11 protein-coding genes and 1 riboswitch are annotated in these 16,343 nt (G+C 38.3%); of the genes, 2 read left to right on the top strand and 9 right to left on the bottom strand.

Annotated elements, in window-relative coordinates; translation table 11 throughout:
- The first annotated feature begins 371 nt into the window (after positions 1-371).
- Positions 372-1,448: a glycosyltransferase family 2 protein gene (locus JBW_RS07435; RefSeq protein WP_007959579.1), complete on the top strand. Its 1,077-nt coding sequence runs from the start codon at positions 372-374 to the stop codon at positions 1,446-1,448.
- Positions 1,449-1,860: 412 nt separating this feature from the next.
- Here the strand turns inward: JBW_RS07435 and JBW_RS07430 are convergent, their stop codons facing one another.
- From JBW_RS07430 to JBW_RS07405, 6 genes are all read right to left on the bottom strand, one after another.
- The gene (locus JBW_RS07430; RefSeq protein ID WP_007959577.1) at positions 1,861-2,895 is read right to left on the bottom strand and encodes a glycosyl hydrolase family 18 protein; all 1,035 of its coding nucleotides are present in this window, start codon (positions 2,893-2,895) and stop codon (positions 1,861-1,863) included.
- Between the two features lie 21 nt (positions 2,896-2,916).
- Positions 2,917-4,788, bottom strand: coding sequence for a hypothetical protein (locus JBW_RS07425; protein ID WP_007959576.1), 1,872 nt, complete (start codon positions 4,786-4,788; stop codon positions 2,917-2,919).
- A 1-nt stretch (position 4,789) separates the two neighbouring features.
- Positions 4,790-6,613, bottom strand: a complete 1,824-nt coding sequence (locus JBW_RS07420) for a glycosyltransferase family 2 protein (RefSeq protein WP_036681741.1) — start codon at positions 6,611-6,613, stop codon at positions 4,790-4,792.
- A gap of 116 nt (positions 6,614-6,729) precedes the next feature.
- Complete coding sequence (locus JBW_RS07415; protein ID WP_007959572.1) at positions 6,730-9,381, bottom strand: polysaccharide deacetylase family protein; 2,652 nt, start codon at positions 9,379-9,381, stop codon at positions 6,730-6,732.
- An 18-nt stretch (positions 9,382-9,399) separates the two neighbouring features.
- Positions 9,400-10,722, bottom strand: a complete 1,323-nt coding sequence (locus JBW_RS07410) for a nucleotide sugar dehydrogenase (RefSeq protein ID WP_007959570.1) — start codon at positions 10,720-10,722, stop codon at positions 9,400-9,402.
- A gap of 28 nt (positions 10,723-10,750) precedes the next feature.
- Entirely contained in the window at positions 10,751-11,851 is a 1,101-nt protein-coding gene (locus JBW_RS07405) for a hypothetical protein (RefSeq protein WP_007959561.1), read from the bottom strand.
- A gap of 192 nt (positions 11,852-12,043) precedes the next feature.
- Positions 12,044-12,129: riboswitch (cyclic di-GMP riboswitch) on the bottom strand.
- Positions 12,130-12,368: 239 nt separating this feature from the next.
- Between JBW_RS07405 and JBW_RS07400 the strand changes: the two genes are divergently transcribed.
- Entirely contained in the window at positions 12,369-13,619 is a 1,251-nt protein-coding gene (locus JBW_RS07400) for a pilus assembly protein TadG-related protein (RefSeq protein WP_007959559.1), read from the top strand.
- Between the two features lie 34 nt (positions 13,620-13,653).
- On the opposite strand, the gene JBW_RS07395 is transcribed toward JBW_RS07400, so the two are convergent.
- Genes JBW_RS07395 through JBW_RS07385 form a run of 3 tightly spaced genes read right to left on the bottom strand, consistent with a single transcriptional unit; the run spans position 13,654 to position 16,341 of the window.
- Positions 13,654-14,004 (bottom strand): DUF192 domain-containing protein, encoded by a 351-nt coding sequence (locus tag JBW_RS07395; RefSeq protein ID WP_007959557.1) that lies wholly within the window; start codon positions 14,002-14,004, stop codon positions 13,654-13,656.
- A complete protein-coding gene (locus JBW_RS07390; protein ID WP_007959554.1) occupies positions 14,001-14,945 on the bottom strand; it encodes a type II secretion system F family protein in 945 nt (314 codons plus the stop codon). The genes JBW_RS07395 and JBW_RS07390 overlap by 4 nt, the downstream gene beginning before the upstream one ends.
- A 1-nt stretch (position 14,946) precedes the next feature.
- Positions 14,947-16,341, bottom strand: coding sequence for a CpaF family protein (locus JBW_RS07385; RefSeq protein WP_007959552.1), 1,395 nt, complete (start codon positions 16,339-16,341; stop codon positions 14,947-14,949).
- Positions 16,342-16,343: the final 2 nt, after the last annotated feature.

Genomic DNA, 16,343 nt, shown 5'->3' with positions numbered 1-16,343 from the left:
CATGATCATAAAATCATAAGAAAAAAAGAATAGTAACAAATAGAATATTGGCCGAGACTCCTAAAGTCTCGGCCAATATTCTATTTAACTACATAGTAATTTAGGGAAACATACATTCTCGATCATACTAAAAAAGAATCACTCATTCATTATAGAATTTCTTCTTTTTTCCTACACTTATGACACATTATCATCACCATTTACATATTATATTATGGTCCTAAGTTATTTTGAGAGGGGGTAAACTTTCAATCCTATTAATTTCTCTACTATAAAACTTACTATAATATGATCTCTAAAAAGATAACCTGATAAAAATACCATTACCCTGAACCATCAATAAAGCTTATAAATATAAGTAGGTGATGAATTTGATTACAATAAGTTTATGTCTTATCGTAAAGAATGAAGAAAACACATTAGGTCGTTGCCTTGAATCTGTCAAAAACGCCATGGATGAAATCACTATAGTGGATACAGGCTCTACAGATAAAACGAAAGAAATCGCAGCAAGATACACTGAAAAAATTTATGATTTTACATGGATCGACGACTTTGGAGCAGCCCGTAACTTTGCTTTTAGTCATGCAACACAAGATTATATAATGTGGCTAGACGCTGATGATGTTTTACTTGAAAATGATTTACAAAAACTGTTGCTTTTAAAGCAAGACCTTGACTCTACCGTCGATTCTGTAACGATGAATTATAATCTGGCATCAGATGCTAATGGCAATATTGTTTCAAGTCTACGTAGAAATAGATTAGTCAAGCGAGCAAGACAGTTCCAATGGATTGGAGCTGTACATGAATATCTGGCTGTAAATGGAAAAATCATAGACAGTGATGTTACTGTTACCCATAAAAAAGAAAGATGCGATACCGCTGACCGCAATCTAAAAATCTATGAAAAGCGTATCGCAGATGGCGAAGTCTTCTCTCCCAGAGATCTCTTTTATTATGCGAATGAATTAGTAGACCACCACATATATGAAAAGGCTGCCGAGTACTATCAAAAGTTTTTGGATACTAAATTAGGTTGGGTAGAAGATAATATTTCTGCCTGTGGCAAACTATCAGATTGTTTTGCTTTCCTTAGCGATGAACAGCAGAAGTTAAAATATATATATCAATCTTTTGAATATGATATACCTCGACCAGACTTTTGCTGTCGTCTTGGCTATCATTTTCTCAACTCCCAAAAATATTCTCTTGCTATATTCTGGTATAAGCTAGCACTCGATGTAAAAGATTCAAACAATCATTCCTCTCTTAAGAACTACGCTTGCTCAACCTGGCTGCCTCATCTCCAACTATGCGTTTGCTATTCCAAACTTGGTGAAAACGAGACAGCTTTAGAACATAATAAAAGCGCAGAATCCTTTGTCCCTAATCATCCCAGCGTCCTCTATAACAAAGAGTATTTTGCAAAATTATTCAATTCTTAATGCAATATAATTCCCCGTAAAACAATTTAATGATTGCCCTCTGTGTTTAGCTTTTTCCGAACTTACACTTTCTAGGCTTGTAAAAAAATCTACAAAATTAACTTATTCTAAAAAGACAATCTACCAAATTATTATCTGTATCATAATATAGCAATATAGATAGTAACTCGCTCTAAAAGGAGGTCGTGTTATGGGTTTTGGATGTGGTAGACGCGGAGGTAACAGCTGGTCTGTGATTATTATCATTATCATTATCCTATTATTTGGCTTTTGTGAAGATGACTCATCATCATGCTGCTAATTGTTTCTGCTCCTTACTTTAGCAATGATTTTACTACATAGTCATCTAGCACTTTCTATTAAAAGCAAAAAAGAACCTCTCAATTTGAGTGGTTCTTTTTTGCAAGTTTTCCTATTTTATTTTGTCGACATCCACATTCTCACCAAGACGCCACAGACTGATATTATTTGCACCTTGCTCTTTCGCAATCGTTATCCAGTAATTTAACGTTTTCACATCAGCATACCAAACTTGATAGGTCACACCTTTACTTTTATAATCAAAAACTACGCATTGGCTTTCTTCATCCCTTTTGGTTTCACGTTCATATATTGCAACGAGGGTTTTTGCTTCCACTTCTGTCAAGAACCTTTTTTCACCGTTATCGCCCCATAGGCATCCGCCAGTTGAAAATGCTACCGATTTCTCACCCGGCAAAGCCTTCATTCGTGTTATTGTTCTTTGGATAAATTCCTTATTGGCCTTAGGGCCGGGAGCACTATGCACTCCATAAAGGTTATAGAGCATAACGACATATTCCGGACCCTTGACAAAATCAATAGAAGAAAAGGGTGTACTCGGTTCCAGTACAATCCTTAGTTTCAAATTATTTTTCAGGGCTTTTGCATACAGTCTATCTGTAAATTGCAAAAATGTCTGTCCAATGGTTTCGTCTTTCCATATTCTTTCATAATCGATTTCAATACCATCATATCCCCCCTGCAATGTCAGTGCAATGATTTCATCAATATGTTTCTCCATAGACTCATCATCGGAAAATAACCTACGAAGGACTTCTGTATCTTTCATCACAGCCGATCCATCAGAATTCTGCTTATCATTGACAAAAGTAAGGTAGGTTTCATATTTTCTTTTTTTCTTTTGTAATTCGATTTTTTTATCACTGAGCTCTTTGGGTATGAAAAGGCGATCATTACTATCGAAATATGCGCCAAAATAAGATAGTTTCTCCAGTTTCCTTCCTAGTCTTTCTAAATCTTTTTCCCCTGTACCTAAGTCCCAATAAGCCAACCATGCTGATGCTTTTGTTGGTTCTTTTGCGACTGCATTAACAGCAGATTGACTATTATAATTGCAACCAATCAAGATAACAAAAACCGATGCAAAAATAACTGTTTTGATAATTTTATAACCTATGCTGCTCATGCATTCACTTCCTCCGATTGATTACAATTTTACAATAAACCAGTTTATAAGAGATTCCCACAGCTGCCTTACTTTAAATTTGACAGCATCAAATCCTTGCAGCCGACTGTCAAATAAAATCTTTTCTTTTTCCGCTCCCGTATTTTCGGTGATCATGAGCTTTTCAAACACACCATCATACACATCATCCGCCAAATTTCTTTGACTCCAGCCATAACCGCCCCATGCTGTTTCCAGATAAACAGCGCCTGCCTTTGGTTCAGATACTGGTAAATCGATAACAGCATCTTCTCCATCTATCATAATGCTAATCCGATTCTTCTTAAGAGATAGTGACAGCATACGATCACCTTCTGCATGAACACTAAGGTCCGGTATATATTCTCCGGCACCGTCTGTCACGGTAGGCGCATTCTCCATATTTTTATCTTTCAATCGTTCTGCATAAACCTTCGCTGTTTCAGCAGAATCAGCATATTTTACGAAGGTTTCCAGTTCTCGCATTTCAGCCGCTTTTTTATCTTCAGGAATGGATAACTTTTCTTTACCATCATATTTATCTAAGTTTAATTTAAACAGTTCTTTTTCGGCACCGCCGTTTTTTTCCGTAACATATAGAACATTATTGAGAATATATACGGACAAGAATCGGTTTAAGCTTTCATCAGCCCTGAGATATACTTTCTGCAAACCAAGTTTATTCCCCTTCATTCTTACGGAAAGTTTCAGGTCTTCAAAATCATTACTGTTTTTTAAGCGCAATAAACCTTTATCTTTTGGCAAAGAGGTTAGGATCATCGTTTCCTCTTGAATTTCTAAAGCCCCTTTAAGGGTTTCCCATGCTTTTTGTTTGTTCAAATCGCCTTTGACAAATTCCAAGTCTTGATTGATATCATATTTGATACGCATCAACAAATGATTGGTATACCAATAGGCCTGGGGCTGCATCCTGGTTAAGTCATAAAGACTGCTGTTTCTCTGATTAAAGGAAAAACCTTCTCTGTTAAAGTTCATTTTAAATAATGTTTTAATCCAAGATTCGTTCACAGCACTTACTTTATCATTATTGCCAAAGCTTCCTGTATTGGAGTGCATCAATATGTACATTCCAGGTACGTACCCAATAGACTTTGTATAAATATCTCTTACAGCTTCATAATCATAAGAGATCCGCTCTTTCATCCTGTTATAACTTTCTTTCGGAATACCATATTCATCACGAATATAATCCATCAAATAGTGATTATATTTACGTCCTAAATAAGATGCAACGCGAGCGTGTTTCAATGGATCTAATTCTCCAAGGTAATTATCGTACCGATCAAATACGTTAATGAATGCCAGTCGGTATCCATTGGTACCCATTTCCCAAAAAGTTGATTTCTCAAGTTCTTTCAGCTCCTCGGGCATTAAAAATTTAGTATCTTTTTTTTCAAATTTTTCCGGATATGTCAACATGGTTGCTTTAAAATTCAAATCTTCTAAAACTTTTTGTGAAAAAATAGCTGTATCTCTCCTGCCGTCTTCGAAAATCAAAAAAAGAGATTTTTCTGGCAGGTCTTTTCCTGTTTGGTAGTAGTTTAAAACATCATCTTGTGTGACCGTTACATAACCCAAATCTCTTAACGCCTGTAAATGCTCATATAAACGCCCCACCCCGATTATATTTTGATTACCGATCCGCTCTACACCGAAATAGGCAAGGGCAACAAAGCCCTTATCTCCGGAAACGTTTGCATTTTGCGATGTATAAGGATGATATGCTTTTAAAGTAAATAATGCGGTGATACAAATAGCAAGCACTGTAAGGAGGATTATAATTTGTATCACTACACGTATTTTTTTTCTTCTATCTTTTTGGGCAGTGAATTTTTCATTTGATATTGTCATCATCTTATGCCCTCTCTTGCTTTTTGCGATTCTTTTTTAACAATTCTGCAAGATCCGCCGGAGTCATGCGTGTTCCCCATGTCGTTTTCCAAAAGGTAACCCAAGCAATGGGCATTTGCCATAAAAGTACGGCTTCATAGTATAAACAAAACCACAATCCGTAAATCCATGTTGAGCTTCTTCTTAGAAATAATTGGGCCATACTCATGAGCAATGCCATTAAAAAAATACCAATTATAAAGGTAAAAGGAAACACGCGATGTGCTATCGGAATGTAAATTAAATTATAAATTACAATAATCGGTGCTAAGAGCGGTACAAGTACGCCCATATAAAAAGATAAGGCCATAAAAGGTTCCTTTTTCCACATGAATCCTGCTGCAATTAGGGACTCTCGAAGCCATGAGCGTTTCCAGCGCAACTGTTGTTTCAAAAAAACATTGTAGGTGTTCGGTACAACGGTATTACATATCGCGGTATCTTGATAACCCGTGCGATTTTCTCTTAATATGAAATTGGTCATGCTTCGATCATCGCCGAATGTAGCTTTCTCCCCCAAAAATCGTTGATTTAGCCAATCATCCATATATTTAACAAGCAAATCTTTTCTGTAACAAGACAGAGGACCAGATAAACAAGTGACTGCATCAAAATAGCTTTCTGCTGCCTTCATGATACGAAAGGCAATGTAATAGCGTACAGCCTGCATTTTCGTAAGTGCATTGGTATAGGTATTGGCAACGTCGGTTCTGCCGGAAACGCCGCCCATTTTTGTATCTTTAAAGGGCTGGACAATATTTCGAATGGCAAAAGGATCTAAGAAGCTGTCAGAATCAACAAACACAATTAATTCATGCTGTGCCATTAGTGCTCCTTTTGCCAATGCCTCCCTTTTACCTGCATTTGTTTCCTGAACAATATAATGAAGCCTGTTTTCAATATCATAGCGTTGTTCTTTAATCTTCAGTTCTTCTACGATCTCTTTAATTTTTTCAACGGATTTATCATTAGAGCAATCATCTACAACAATTACTTCTAGTTTATGGATAGGATAATCTTGATTAATACAGCCTAAAATTGTTCTTTGTATCCATTGTTCCTCATTGAAACAAGGAACAATAATTGTCACCCCAGGCGTAAAATCTTTGTCAATAGGAACTGGTCGATAAAAAGAACCAAACAGATATCGAGTAAGCAAGAATGTTGCTGCAATAATACTGTACATATACAAGATTTTATTAAATTTAAAATAAAGCACACTTTCTGCCCTCATCAGAAGAATGCAGGCAGTAATAAAGAATAGAAAAAATGAGGCGGCGGAAAGCATATACCAATTTTTCTTCTTTGTTGCATACTGAGCAAGTGATTCGATAAATTCCACTCCACACAAGGTTTTCCCTTCTGCGTTTTTGTCAAAACGGATATAATGGGCGGCAATATCAACTTTCATCTCATAACCTTCCGGCATAGAGCCGGGCGTTATGACAAACTTCAGTTTGATTTTTGATGCCAGGCTCAATCCCCGAGCCACTTCCGGAGAAACTTCCAGTAACATACCAGTGGTCGATATATCAACGCCTTTCGCGAGACATGTTACTTCTTTCCCATTAGAAACATATCGGATTGAAACATCATAATTCACTAAGTAGCGTCTGCCCATTTTTTCATTTTCTACAAGAGTTGAAATATCGTTGGGGTCCTCATTTCCCTTTACGCGGCGCCTGTCTATATTCGAACGCAATTTTTCTTTATCAGGTACTTTAGAAATCAGCCTGCGATCGGGTTTGGCAACAAGTAAAATATCCTCTTCTGTTTTTATCTTATCCATCATCCACTTCCTTGCCATTTCTACGCTGCTGATTAGAGCAGCATATAATCAATCACTTTTATCATGTCATTATGATAATTTATACTTTTGCTGCATTAAACATGATCATTATTATTTCATTTCAGTGATTTTCGGCTGATTTGCGAATAGCCATCAATTAAGTAGTCTGATAACCTGCCGACTTTAAATTTGGAAGGATCAGAATCTGCTTTGGCCTCATTTGCAGTCAGCAGTATATCTAAGGCTATTGCAGTGTACGCAGCACTATCTAACATATGCAGAACCAAAATAGCGCCTTTTCTTACTTCCCCATTTTCTGTATATACTCCATCTTCAATTATTTTTTCAAGTTGAGGAACATTTTTTGCTCTATAATCATTTGTGTTGCACGAACCGGAAACAATAAATTCGTAACCAGTTTCAAACAGCACCTCAATTCCCATCTTGCTGATTGCCAGCGTTGGCGGGCGAAAAAATTTGGTTAACATTGGTTTCCCATTAACGTTTACATCTCCTGTAATAGTTAACAATTTTTGATAGGATGTAGCAAGCTCCTGAATGTACTCTTCTTTACCCTGAGTATTGACTTGCTTACCTGTTTTGGGATCACGAACTACCATAGGTTTATGTTTGTCAGAATGATCTCCAATATTATGACCTTGCATGGCAATCGTCCGAAGCAGATTTGGGTTATTTACTACATTATGGGTGAGAATAAAAAATGTTGCCGGTACATTGTGCTTGCGCAAGACATATAGTATTTTATTGACTGACGCATCCGTCCCCCAGTCGTCGAAGGTAATGAAAATAACATTGTCTTTTGTGTGTATCAATCCACTCTTATCAAGACGACGAGTATCCATTTTTGAGAAACCTAGCATATTGTTATTGTCATTAACATCCCTGTTTCCTATATAGCGTTTAGAGGCTTCTGCCAGAAAATTGTGTGTATCAATCATTTGCTCAGATCCATCATTTTTTAGATGTGCAGGAACAGTTGCCAGATCTACCGGGTATCGATAAATAAATCTAGTATTATTCAGAATTTCTCCTACTGGCTTAATCGTATACTGAGAGTCATTCGATAAATTATTGACAGGATTATCATAAAATGTTGCATAGGCAATGTTATCCACTTTGCGTTGCTTGATTATTTCAGCCAAATCGCCAACCAATCGATCATTAGCATAATAATCCATTCTGAAATGTACAATTTGTCCCCGTGCTAAAGACAACATGGATTTTCCGAAAATTTCAGCCATCACTTGATCTGCCGAAGTGTAATCTTTATGTTTGTTTTGAACAACATTGACAGATTGACCAATCAATTTATAGCCCAAACTAAAAATCACTTCTTTAGTTGTATCCGATACGGCGCCCCATGGCTGTTTTACCAAGTTCGTAGCCACACCAAACTGTTCTTGCAGTTTCTTACTATCACGCAGAATTGTACTGCGCGTCTCATCAGCGGTCTCCCCATCCTTAGGTCTGATCGCAATACCAATTTCGTGTCCATTTTCAATGATTCTTCGCAGTGTTTCAGGGTACTTTCTCATTTCTACCTCCGCTACAAAGAAGGTTGCTTTAATGCCTAGACGATGTAACCTTGTGAGTACATCATTGACCACTGTTTCATTTGCTAATCCCCCGAAGGTATAAGAAAGAGCAGGCTCTGTGGTTGAAATCAGTTTTATTTCTTGTGCCTCGCTATTTACACTCTCTGCCGCATAAGCTGTACGGCCAATAAATAAAGTCGTAAATTCTTCTTGTAGGAAAGAAGCCATTTTTATAAAAAACGAGTAGTGAGTACTTTCTTTAACGTTGTTGATACTATTTGGAAAAAAAGTCGTTTTTACTGGATTTTGCATACTGCTGTCAGTTGCGAAATCTTCTACATAGACCGTAGTATAATTTGCCTTGTTAATAGCAGTTAAAAGTCTTTCTACCGCAGCGATAGTTTCCTTTTCTCCCAGGTTTGCCTCTTGTGGCAGTTCTTTTAATCCAGGCTGTTTGTCAATTGCCGGTCGTAAATCTGTTTTTCCTGGTTCATTTACAATCCGTTCAGTATTGGGTTTTAGTTTAACGGAAAGGATGCTTCCCGGTTTAAGCTTACCGACAAAAACATCCGCTGCCGAAAGGGAATTTATTTGTTTCACATTCAAAAAAACATCACTTTTCACCACACTATTAAAACCACAGGCCTTTGCTGCTTGTAATAATTGATCCGTATAGTTGGTATCATTGCATTTTAAAAGATTTGGCCCTTGATCTGTAATCACTTTAATGATTTTTTGTGCCCGGCTGAAATCTTTTACTACTCTTTCCACAGGTAGAGCTTCCATTTTACTAATGCCTAAAAGTGAATAGTTTTCTATTTTATGCCCTGCTTTTTTAATATTTACAACGGTTTGCGGATCTTCGGCAGTCTGCATCCCATCTACAAAAAATGTTGCTTTCACATTATGTTTTTTTAATAGGTCTAAAATTTGCTGCATGCTAGTGCTATCTGTTAGCCCATCAAAAGTTAGAGCAATTTGACGCTGGCCACTATTGCTACGCATGATTACAGTTGCTTTGTCTTGACTACTTTTCATTTTAGCTAATGCTTGTGCAATTTCTGCCTCTGCATTATAAGAACTTTCTATATCCGTAATGTTACGATAGTCGCCGCCTGTCGGCGCTGTAAAAAAGTCTTTAAAGAAAAATATCCCTATGAGGCAAGCACCGATAAATAGAACCAGTGATGATACTATTATCTTAGTTTTCACGTATATCACCCCTTATAATTAAAGACTCCAGTAGGAATACCCCTCTTTTTCTATGGCTTTTTGGTCAAATATACTCTTGATATCAATAAAGACATATTTTGTTTGTAATCTTGGCTGTTTAAATAACTTTCTCAAGTCTGTCGTCCGCAAATTCTTAAATTGTTGATGCGCTACTAAAAAGACCAGACAATCAGCGTTTCGAATATCTTTTATGTCTACTAATTCCATATCAAACTCTTTTCTAAACTCTGTTTTGTCGGCAATAGGGTCTACCACATTTACTTTGATTCCATAGGTAGCAAGGTGCTTACAAACATCTACCGCTTTTGAATTGCGCATATCCGGACAATTCTCTTTGAAAGTGATACCCATAATATAAATATTAGATTTCTTGACATTTATATTGGATTGAATCATTTTTTTTATGATGTTGTCAGTGACAAAAATCCCCATATTATCATTAACTTTTCTGCCAGCGGCAATAATCTGCGAGTGATACCCCAACATTTCGGCCTGATAAATAAAGTAGTAGGGATCGACACCAATACAATGACCACCTACTAATCCTGGATAAAAACCTAAAGCATTCCATTTGGTATTCATGGCATCAATAACCTCTTTGGTATTGATCCCCATACGATCAAAGGCCATTGCCAATTCATTCATAAAGGCGATGTTAATATCCCTTTGGGCATTTTCAGCCAATTTTGTCGCTTCTGCAACTTTAATGCTGGGCGCTTTATAAACACCAGCTTTAATAATCAGCTCATAAATGGCTGCAATATTCTCCAGAGTTTCTTCGTCCATACCTGCTACAATTTTTTGAATGTTTTTAAGCGTATGTACTCGATCCCCAGGATTAATTCGCTCCGGCGAATAGCCGATTTTAAAATCCTTGCCGCATACCATACCCGACTCTTTTTCTAAAATTGGAGCACAAATATCTTCTGTAACCCCTGGATACACTGTGGATTCAAAAACAACAATACTGCCTTGAGATAAATTTTCCCCTATCATTTTGCTGGCATTGATAATCGGTGCCAAATTGGGCGTCTTATCTCCATTGACAGGTGTCGGCACAGCAACAATGATAACCTTAGCTTCTTTTAGCCTCGTTGGATCACAGGTAAATTCCAAAGTTGTACGTTGAATTTCTTCATCGCCAATTTCATTGGTAGGATCAATTCCCTTTTTGTAAATATCAATCTTTTCTTGATTAATATCAACTCCCAGGGTTTTAACTTTCTCAGCAAAAGCAACAGCAACTGGTAAACCTACATATCCAAGCCCGACAACTGCTAAGAAATCTTTTTTTGTCCGAATTCTTTCAAATATTTCCATCCTTATTTCATCTCATCTGCGTATTTATTTAGAAATAATACGTTAATTGACTCCACCAACTATCACCTTTATCCTTAGAAATTTTATCTGATAATCTGTAATATTCTATACCTGCAACAAGATTTTCTTTGAGTGCATAATTCATTCCCACTCCATAGCCCTTAAACCCCTGCATTGAACCTCCTACGCCATTCATCCCATGGGCAATATACGTTCCTCTGGACTGATTGTAATATTTGGCAAATATTTCATAGGTTCCCGCTCTCCATGATTTTAAAACACCATAGTTAAGGTTTAATACATAGCCGTTGTCATTCCCATTCCGATCCTTTAGGCTGGAACTCAAGACCATCGTTCCTATGCTAAAATTACTGAAATTATAATTTCCACCAAGAGTCCAGATTGTATTTTGATTACTGTCATCCGTCTGATAATGATACATGCCAGCTTCTAAATTATAGTCAAAATCCTCATACCGTGCTGTGGCAATCGTTGTGTCTTTTGTATCATTGGTTTCTCCGTAGCTCAATGTGTATTTTACTGGTCCCTCAAAATCAACCCGGATACCATCAAAGCCACTATCATAAATATTTCCTTCTGCCATTAGATATCCAAAAGATCCTGCTTTCACTGTGGATGTACCAACCTTTCCCACCACATATAAACGTGAAAGTTTAAATTCATTATTGTAATGCACTAAATTCTTTCTACCTTCCAAAATACTATACGCACGCCAATCTTTATTAAGTGCAGCATCAGCTCTAAGATACATACGAATGCCAGAAGAATCTCGCTTCCAGCGTTCAGACCCACTGTTAAATGCATAATGATAACGAATTTCACCGTCAAACTTCACCTTGTTGTCCAAGCGATTACTACGCTGTCCTACATGCATCAACTCATCTATGAGGGCTGTGTATGTTTCCTGGTCAATATAACCTGTATTAAGGATTGCTTTTTGATCAGCATCAGTATCATTCACCTTACTTATTGTTTTTGATTCAATATCACTATCAAGCTGGTTTGAAGCATATACCACGTTTCCCATCCACTCACCATCAAAGGGATTCCCTGTAGATGTACTAATTACCGCTGCCATGGCAAATAGTAATATTAAAATTTTTTTCACTCAATAATTCACCATCCTGATAAAATGTATCATAATAAACCGCGATCAGTACCGATTTCTTCCACTATGTAGCTACTCTGAATATGATCATTCGTATCATTTTTACCGTTTATTACCTTTTTTAGAACTTCATAATCATAGAATTTTTAATCTAATATTATTTATATTTACAACAAAAAACTGCCAAGTTGCAATTGCAACCTGGCAGTCATATACAAAATGCATGTAGACCCATGGCTTTGCGTCCTTACCTTTCAATAAGTTTGCCTTTTTCATTATTATTTTTATCAAACCAAACTCCAAGGGAGCATTGATATATTACCATAAATATATTATTGTTGCCAAGCATTATTATTACAAAATAAATGGTAATAAATTTAAAATCTGTTTTAGCATTTATTCTTGTCTAGAGTTGCTTTGACTAGAATATTTTTTAGCTATTTCTTGAAAAGAATATCTCATGCATTATATAATAAATCATCAGAAGCTAATTCTTACTATATAAGGAGATATTTCCATGAACCGTTTTCATTTCAATCAAAAGGGTTCTATTCTTATGCTTATGGCTTTTACCATTCCCTTTCTCTTTGTTATCAGCGCGATTGCCGTTGACTGCGGCTATCTCTATGTCCAACGCTCCCATATGCAAAATATGGCTGATGCTGCCGTATTGGCAGGTGCAGCAAAACTTGGTTCGGGTACAGCGGATGCACAGAAACTGGCTTTAACATACATAGAAAAAAACAAGAAGGCTTCGGATGGAGGCATTGGGATCGGTAACGGCATCGAGATCAGCTTTCCTAATGAAGATAGCGCAAAAAAAATTCGTGTAAAGATTGAAGAGTCGATACACTATTCGCAGCTACCATTTATGAGCTCTGTCATTTCTTTGTTCAAATTTATTGACGACCCTATAAAGCTTACTGTACATGCGATAGCTTCTTATAGCAGCAGCGCCCTTGGTATATTTGATCATAGTATTATCTCCGGTGGTGATGGAACATTTTATTTAATGGGCGAATGGGGTTCTGGCGGTAATAAATTTAATGGACCAATCCATGTAAATGGAATATTTCAATTTGACAAAAATAGTGAAAAGGGCTATGGTACCGATAATATTCCAAGCACAGGAACAGAAATTAATGCTCCAATTACCATAACAGCCGAAAAATATGATATTGGAGGTTTAAATAAAACCGCTAATCAAGTTTTGGCATCTAAGTTTTCATACGGTTCAGATAAAATTGATATTACTGAAACCAACCCAACTGTAAAAGCTAAAATTGATGCTCTTACTAATAAAGCAAATACCTTTTCTACTTCTCATCCAGCTTCTGCTGCAGGCGGTAGTGGTGTTGATGCTTTAAAGCTTACTTCCCCATTATATGTAGAGGGAAATTTGGGTAGTGGCTACAGCACGAAAAATATTATTTCTGGTCCCAATTCTAATGGCGGCGTAGTAACTAATGATGTCGTGATTGTTGCAACAGGAGATATTGCACTCAATTTTTCATCCATTACGTTTTCCAATACCGCAACAATTACTCTGATCTCTTTAACCGGCAATATTATGATCAGTGGCGGAAACATGATTAATGTAAATGCACTTGCTCCCCACGGAAGTATCACCGTAAATGGTGGCGGCACGACAATCAACGGCTATCTAATTGGACAGAGTGTCTCTTTAGGGCAAGGTGCCCGAAAATATCAGAATTCTCATTGGTCAGGTGGCAGCGGCGGTTCAGGCAAGATAAGACTGACAGAGTAAATAAAGAGCGAAATCGTAATAATGATTTCGCTCTTTATTTATTCTGCCGCAATTGATCCCCAACCTTCCAGTGAAGGCGTTGTATCGTTCCGCTTTTTACTTCCAGTGTGTCTTTGGCGGACCAGCAGTAACTTGTCTGCCAGGGTTTGAGGTTTTCTATTATTTTTAAAATGACGCCATTCTTATCCAAATAGACAATATCAAGGGCATACCGCATCCCGATCATATGAACGCTATTGCAATTGCAAAGCAGCAATCCTTGATTCTCTGCCAATTCTGCTGTTCCCAGAAGACCTTTTAAACGGGAAAGAAATGTATCTGCTACCGAAATTTCCAATAAATTGTCGGCGGCAGAATCTTGAAGTGATAGGTATATTTTTCTCATTTTCCAATCGACCCTAAATTACGCAAAATCGAAAAAACCGTCGGCAAAAGAACAACAACGAATAATGCGGGGAAAATAAATACTGCCAAGGGGAACAGCATTTTTACGGGTGCTTTCAAAGCTTGCTCCTTAACGGTCTGGCGTCTTCTTTCCCGCATATTTTCTGACTGCACAACTAAGGTCTTTGCCATACTGACTCCCAGACGGTCGGACTGAACGACAGCCGCCGTAAACAGATGCACTTCCTGAATCCGGCATCGTTCTGCCATATTGGTTAAAGCCTGCCGTCGTGTCATACCCATGCGGATATCACGCAGCATCTTAGTACATTCATCAATCAATGGCCCCTTCATTTTGTCTGCTACCTTCGCCATGGCACCATCAAAAGACAAACCGGCCTGAACACTGACACAGAGTAAATCCAAGACTTCAGGAAGCTGACGCAAAATCGACTTCCGCCGCTTTGCAATCAGCGAGTCTAAAAATACAACGGGTAAAGCTGCTCCTAAAATCAGAGCACAAAGCGCCAGAGCAAAGCCCTGAATAAAATCCATATGCTTTACATAGAAAGCAAAAAACACCATAACGACCATAAAAGCAACCGAAGAAATCATCCAAAAACAAACAAAGACATTAACACTCCATATATACTGTTTTCCGGCACGCATGATTCGGTCTGCCAGCATTTCATAAATACGACTGGGAGCTAGACGAATCATCCAATTTTCGATCTGATGAAAAAACGGCAGAATAATACGCTCCGTAAAAGGTTTATTCAGATTTTCACTTTCAAAACGGACCTGTTCAACCAATGTAGCAGGACGGCGCAGCCGCTGTACCCGTTCCTTCACCTGGGTTTTAGGTGCGATCTTAGTAATAACAAACAGATAAAAAAATAAAAACAAGAAAAATCCAGAGGCAAGAGCAATCCATAATGCCATCTTATTGCCCCCAATCTTCGTCGCCTGGCACATTGCTGCCAAGACTGAATAAATTTTTCGGAATCTTAATTCCATTTGTTTCCATTTTTTCCATGAAATTAGGCCGGATTCCTGTAGACTCAAAATTTCCTAGGATCTTCCCGCTTTCATCAACTCCGTTCTGCACGAAACGGAATAAATCCTGCAGAATGATGACATCCCCTTCCATGTTCTGGACCTCTGTAATATAGGTAATCTTACGGCTGCCATCCCTGATTCTGGACTGCTGAATAATCAGGTCCACTGCCGAGGAAATCTGCTCTCGAATGGCCCTTACGGGCAAATCCATGCCTGCCATCAGCACCATGGTCTCCAAACGACTCAATACATCCCGGGGACTATTGGCATGGGCTGTAGTCAAGGAACCGTCATGCCCTGTATTCATGGCCTGGAGCATATCCAGCGCTTCACCGGAGCGCACTTCGCCGACGATAATGCGATCAGGACGCATACGCAGTGCATTGCGAACCAAATCCCGTATGGTAATCTCCCCTGAACCTTCAATATTAGCAGGACGGCTCTCCAAAGTGACGACATGCTCCTGCATCAGCTGCAGTTCCGCGGCATCTTCAATGGTAACAACGCGCTCATCCGAAGGAATAAAGGAAGAAAGCACATTGAGGGTCGTCGTCTTGCCAGACCCTGTTCCCCCTGATACGACAATATTGAGGCGAGCTGCAATGCAGGCACGTAAAAAACCTGCCATGGTTTCACTCAAGGAGCCAAAGCCAATCAAATTTTCCACACTTAATGGGTCTTTGTTAAACTTACGAATGGTCACGCAAGGACCGATCAGAGACAGAGGAGGAATGATAATATTGACACGGGAACCATCTTCCAGTCTTGCATCAACTAAGGGCGAACTTTCATCAATCCGACGGCCCAAGGGGGCAATGATTCGTTCAATGATATTCATCAAATGCATATCATCATGAAACTGCACTTTGGTAAGATGAAGTTTGCCTAACCGCTCCACAAAAATATGCTTCGGTCCGTTAATCATAATCTCCGTAACGGTTTCATCCTTGAGCAGGGGCTCAATGGGTCCCAGTCCCAGCATTTCATCCAAAAGATCAGCCAAAATCGCCGTTCGGTCCCCTCGGGGAACGGCAAAGGGATTCTCATCCAGTACCCGATTGCAATACTCTGCTATGATGCCTTCAATTTCACGGCGATCCTGCTGACCATTCATCAGAATTTGCTGCTGCTCCATATTCATTTCATCCACAATACGCCGATGAATGTCCAGCTTCAATTCCTGGTACTGGTCATCGGTAGAACTGCTTTTCCGCCCGGCAAAAATCGGTTTGGATTCTTCCAAGCCTTCTCTTTTCCCCAGGCGCTCCAATAATGACATTC

This window comes from Pelosinus fermentans JBW45 (assembly GCF_000271665.2).
In the GTDB taxonomy this organism is placed as follows: Bacteria; Bacillota; Negativicutes; order DSM-13327; family DSM-13327; genus Pelosinus; species Pelosinus baikalensis.
Note: the sequence above shows the minus strand (reverse complement) of the source record. Positions and strands in the feature narration are given on the sequence as shown.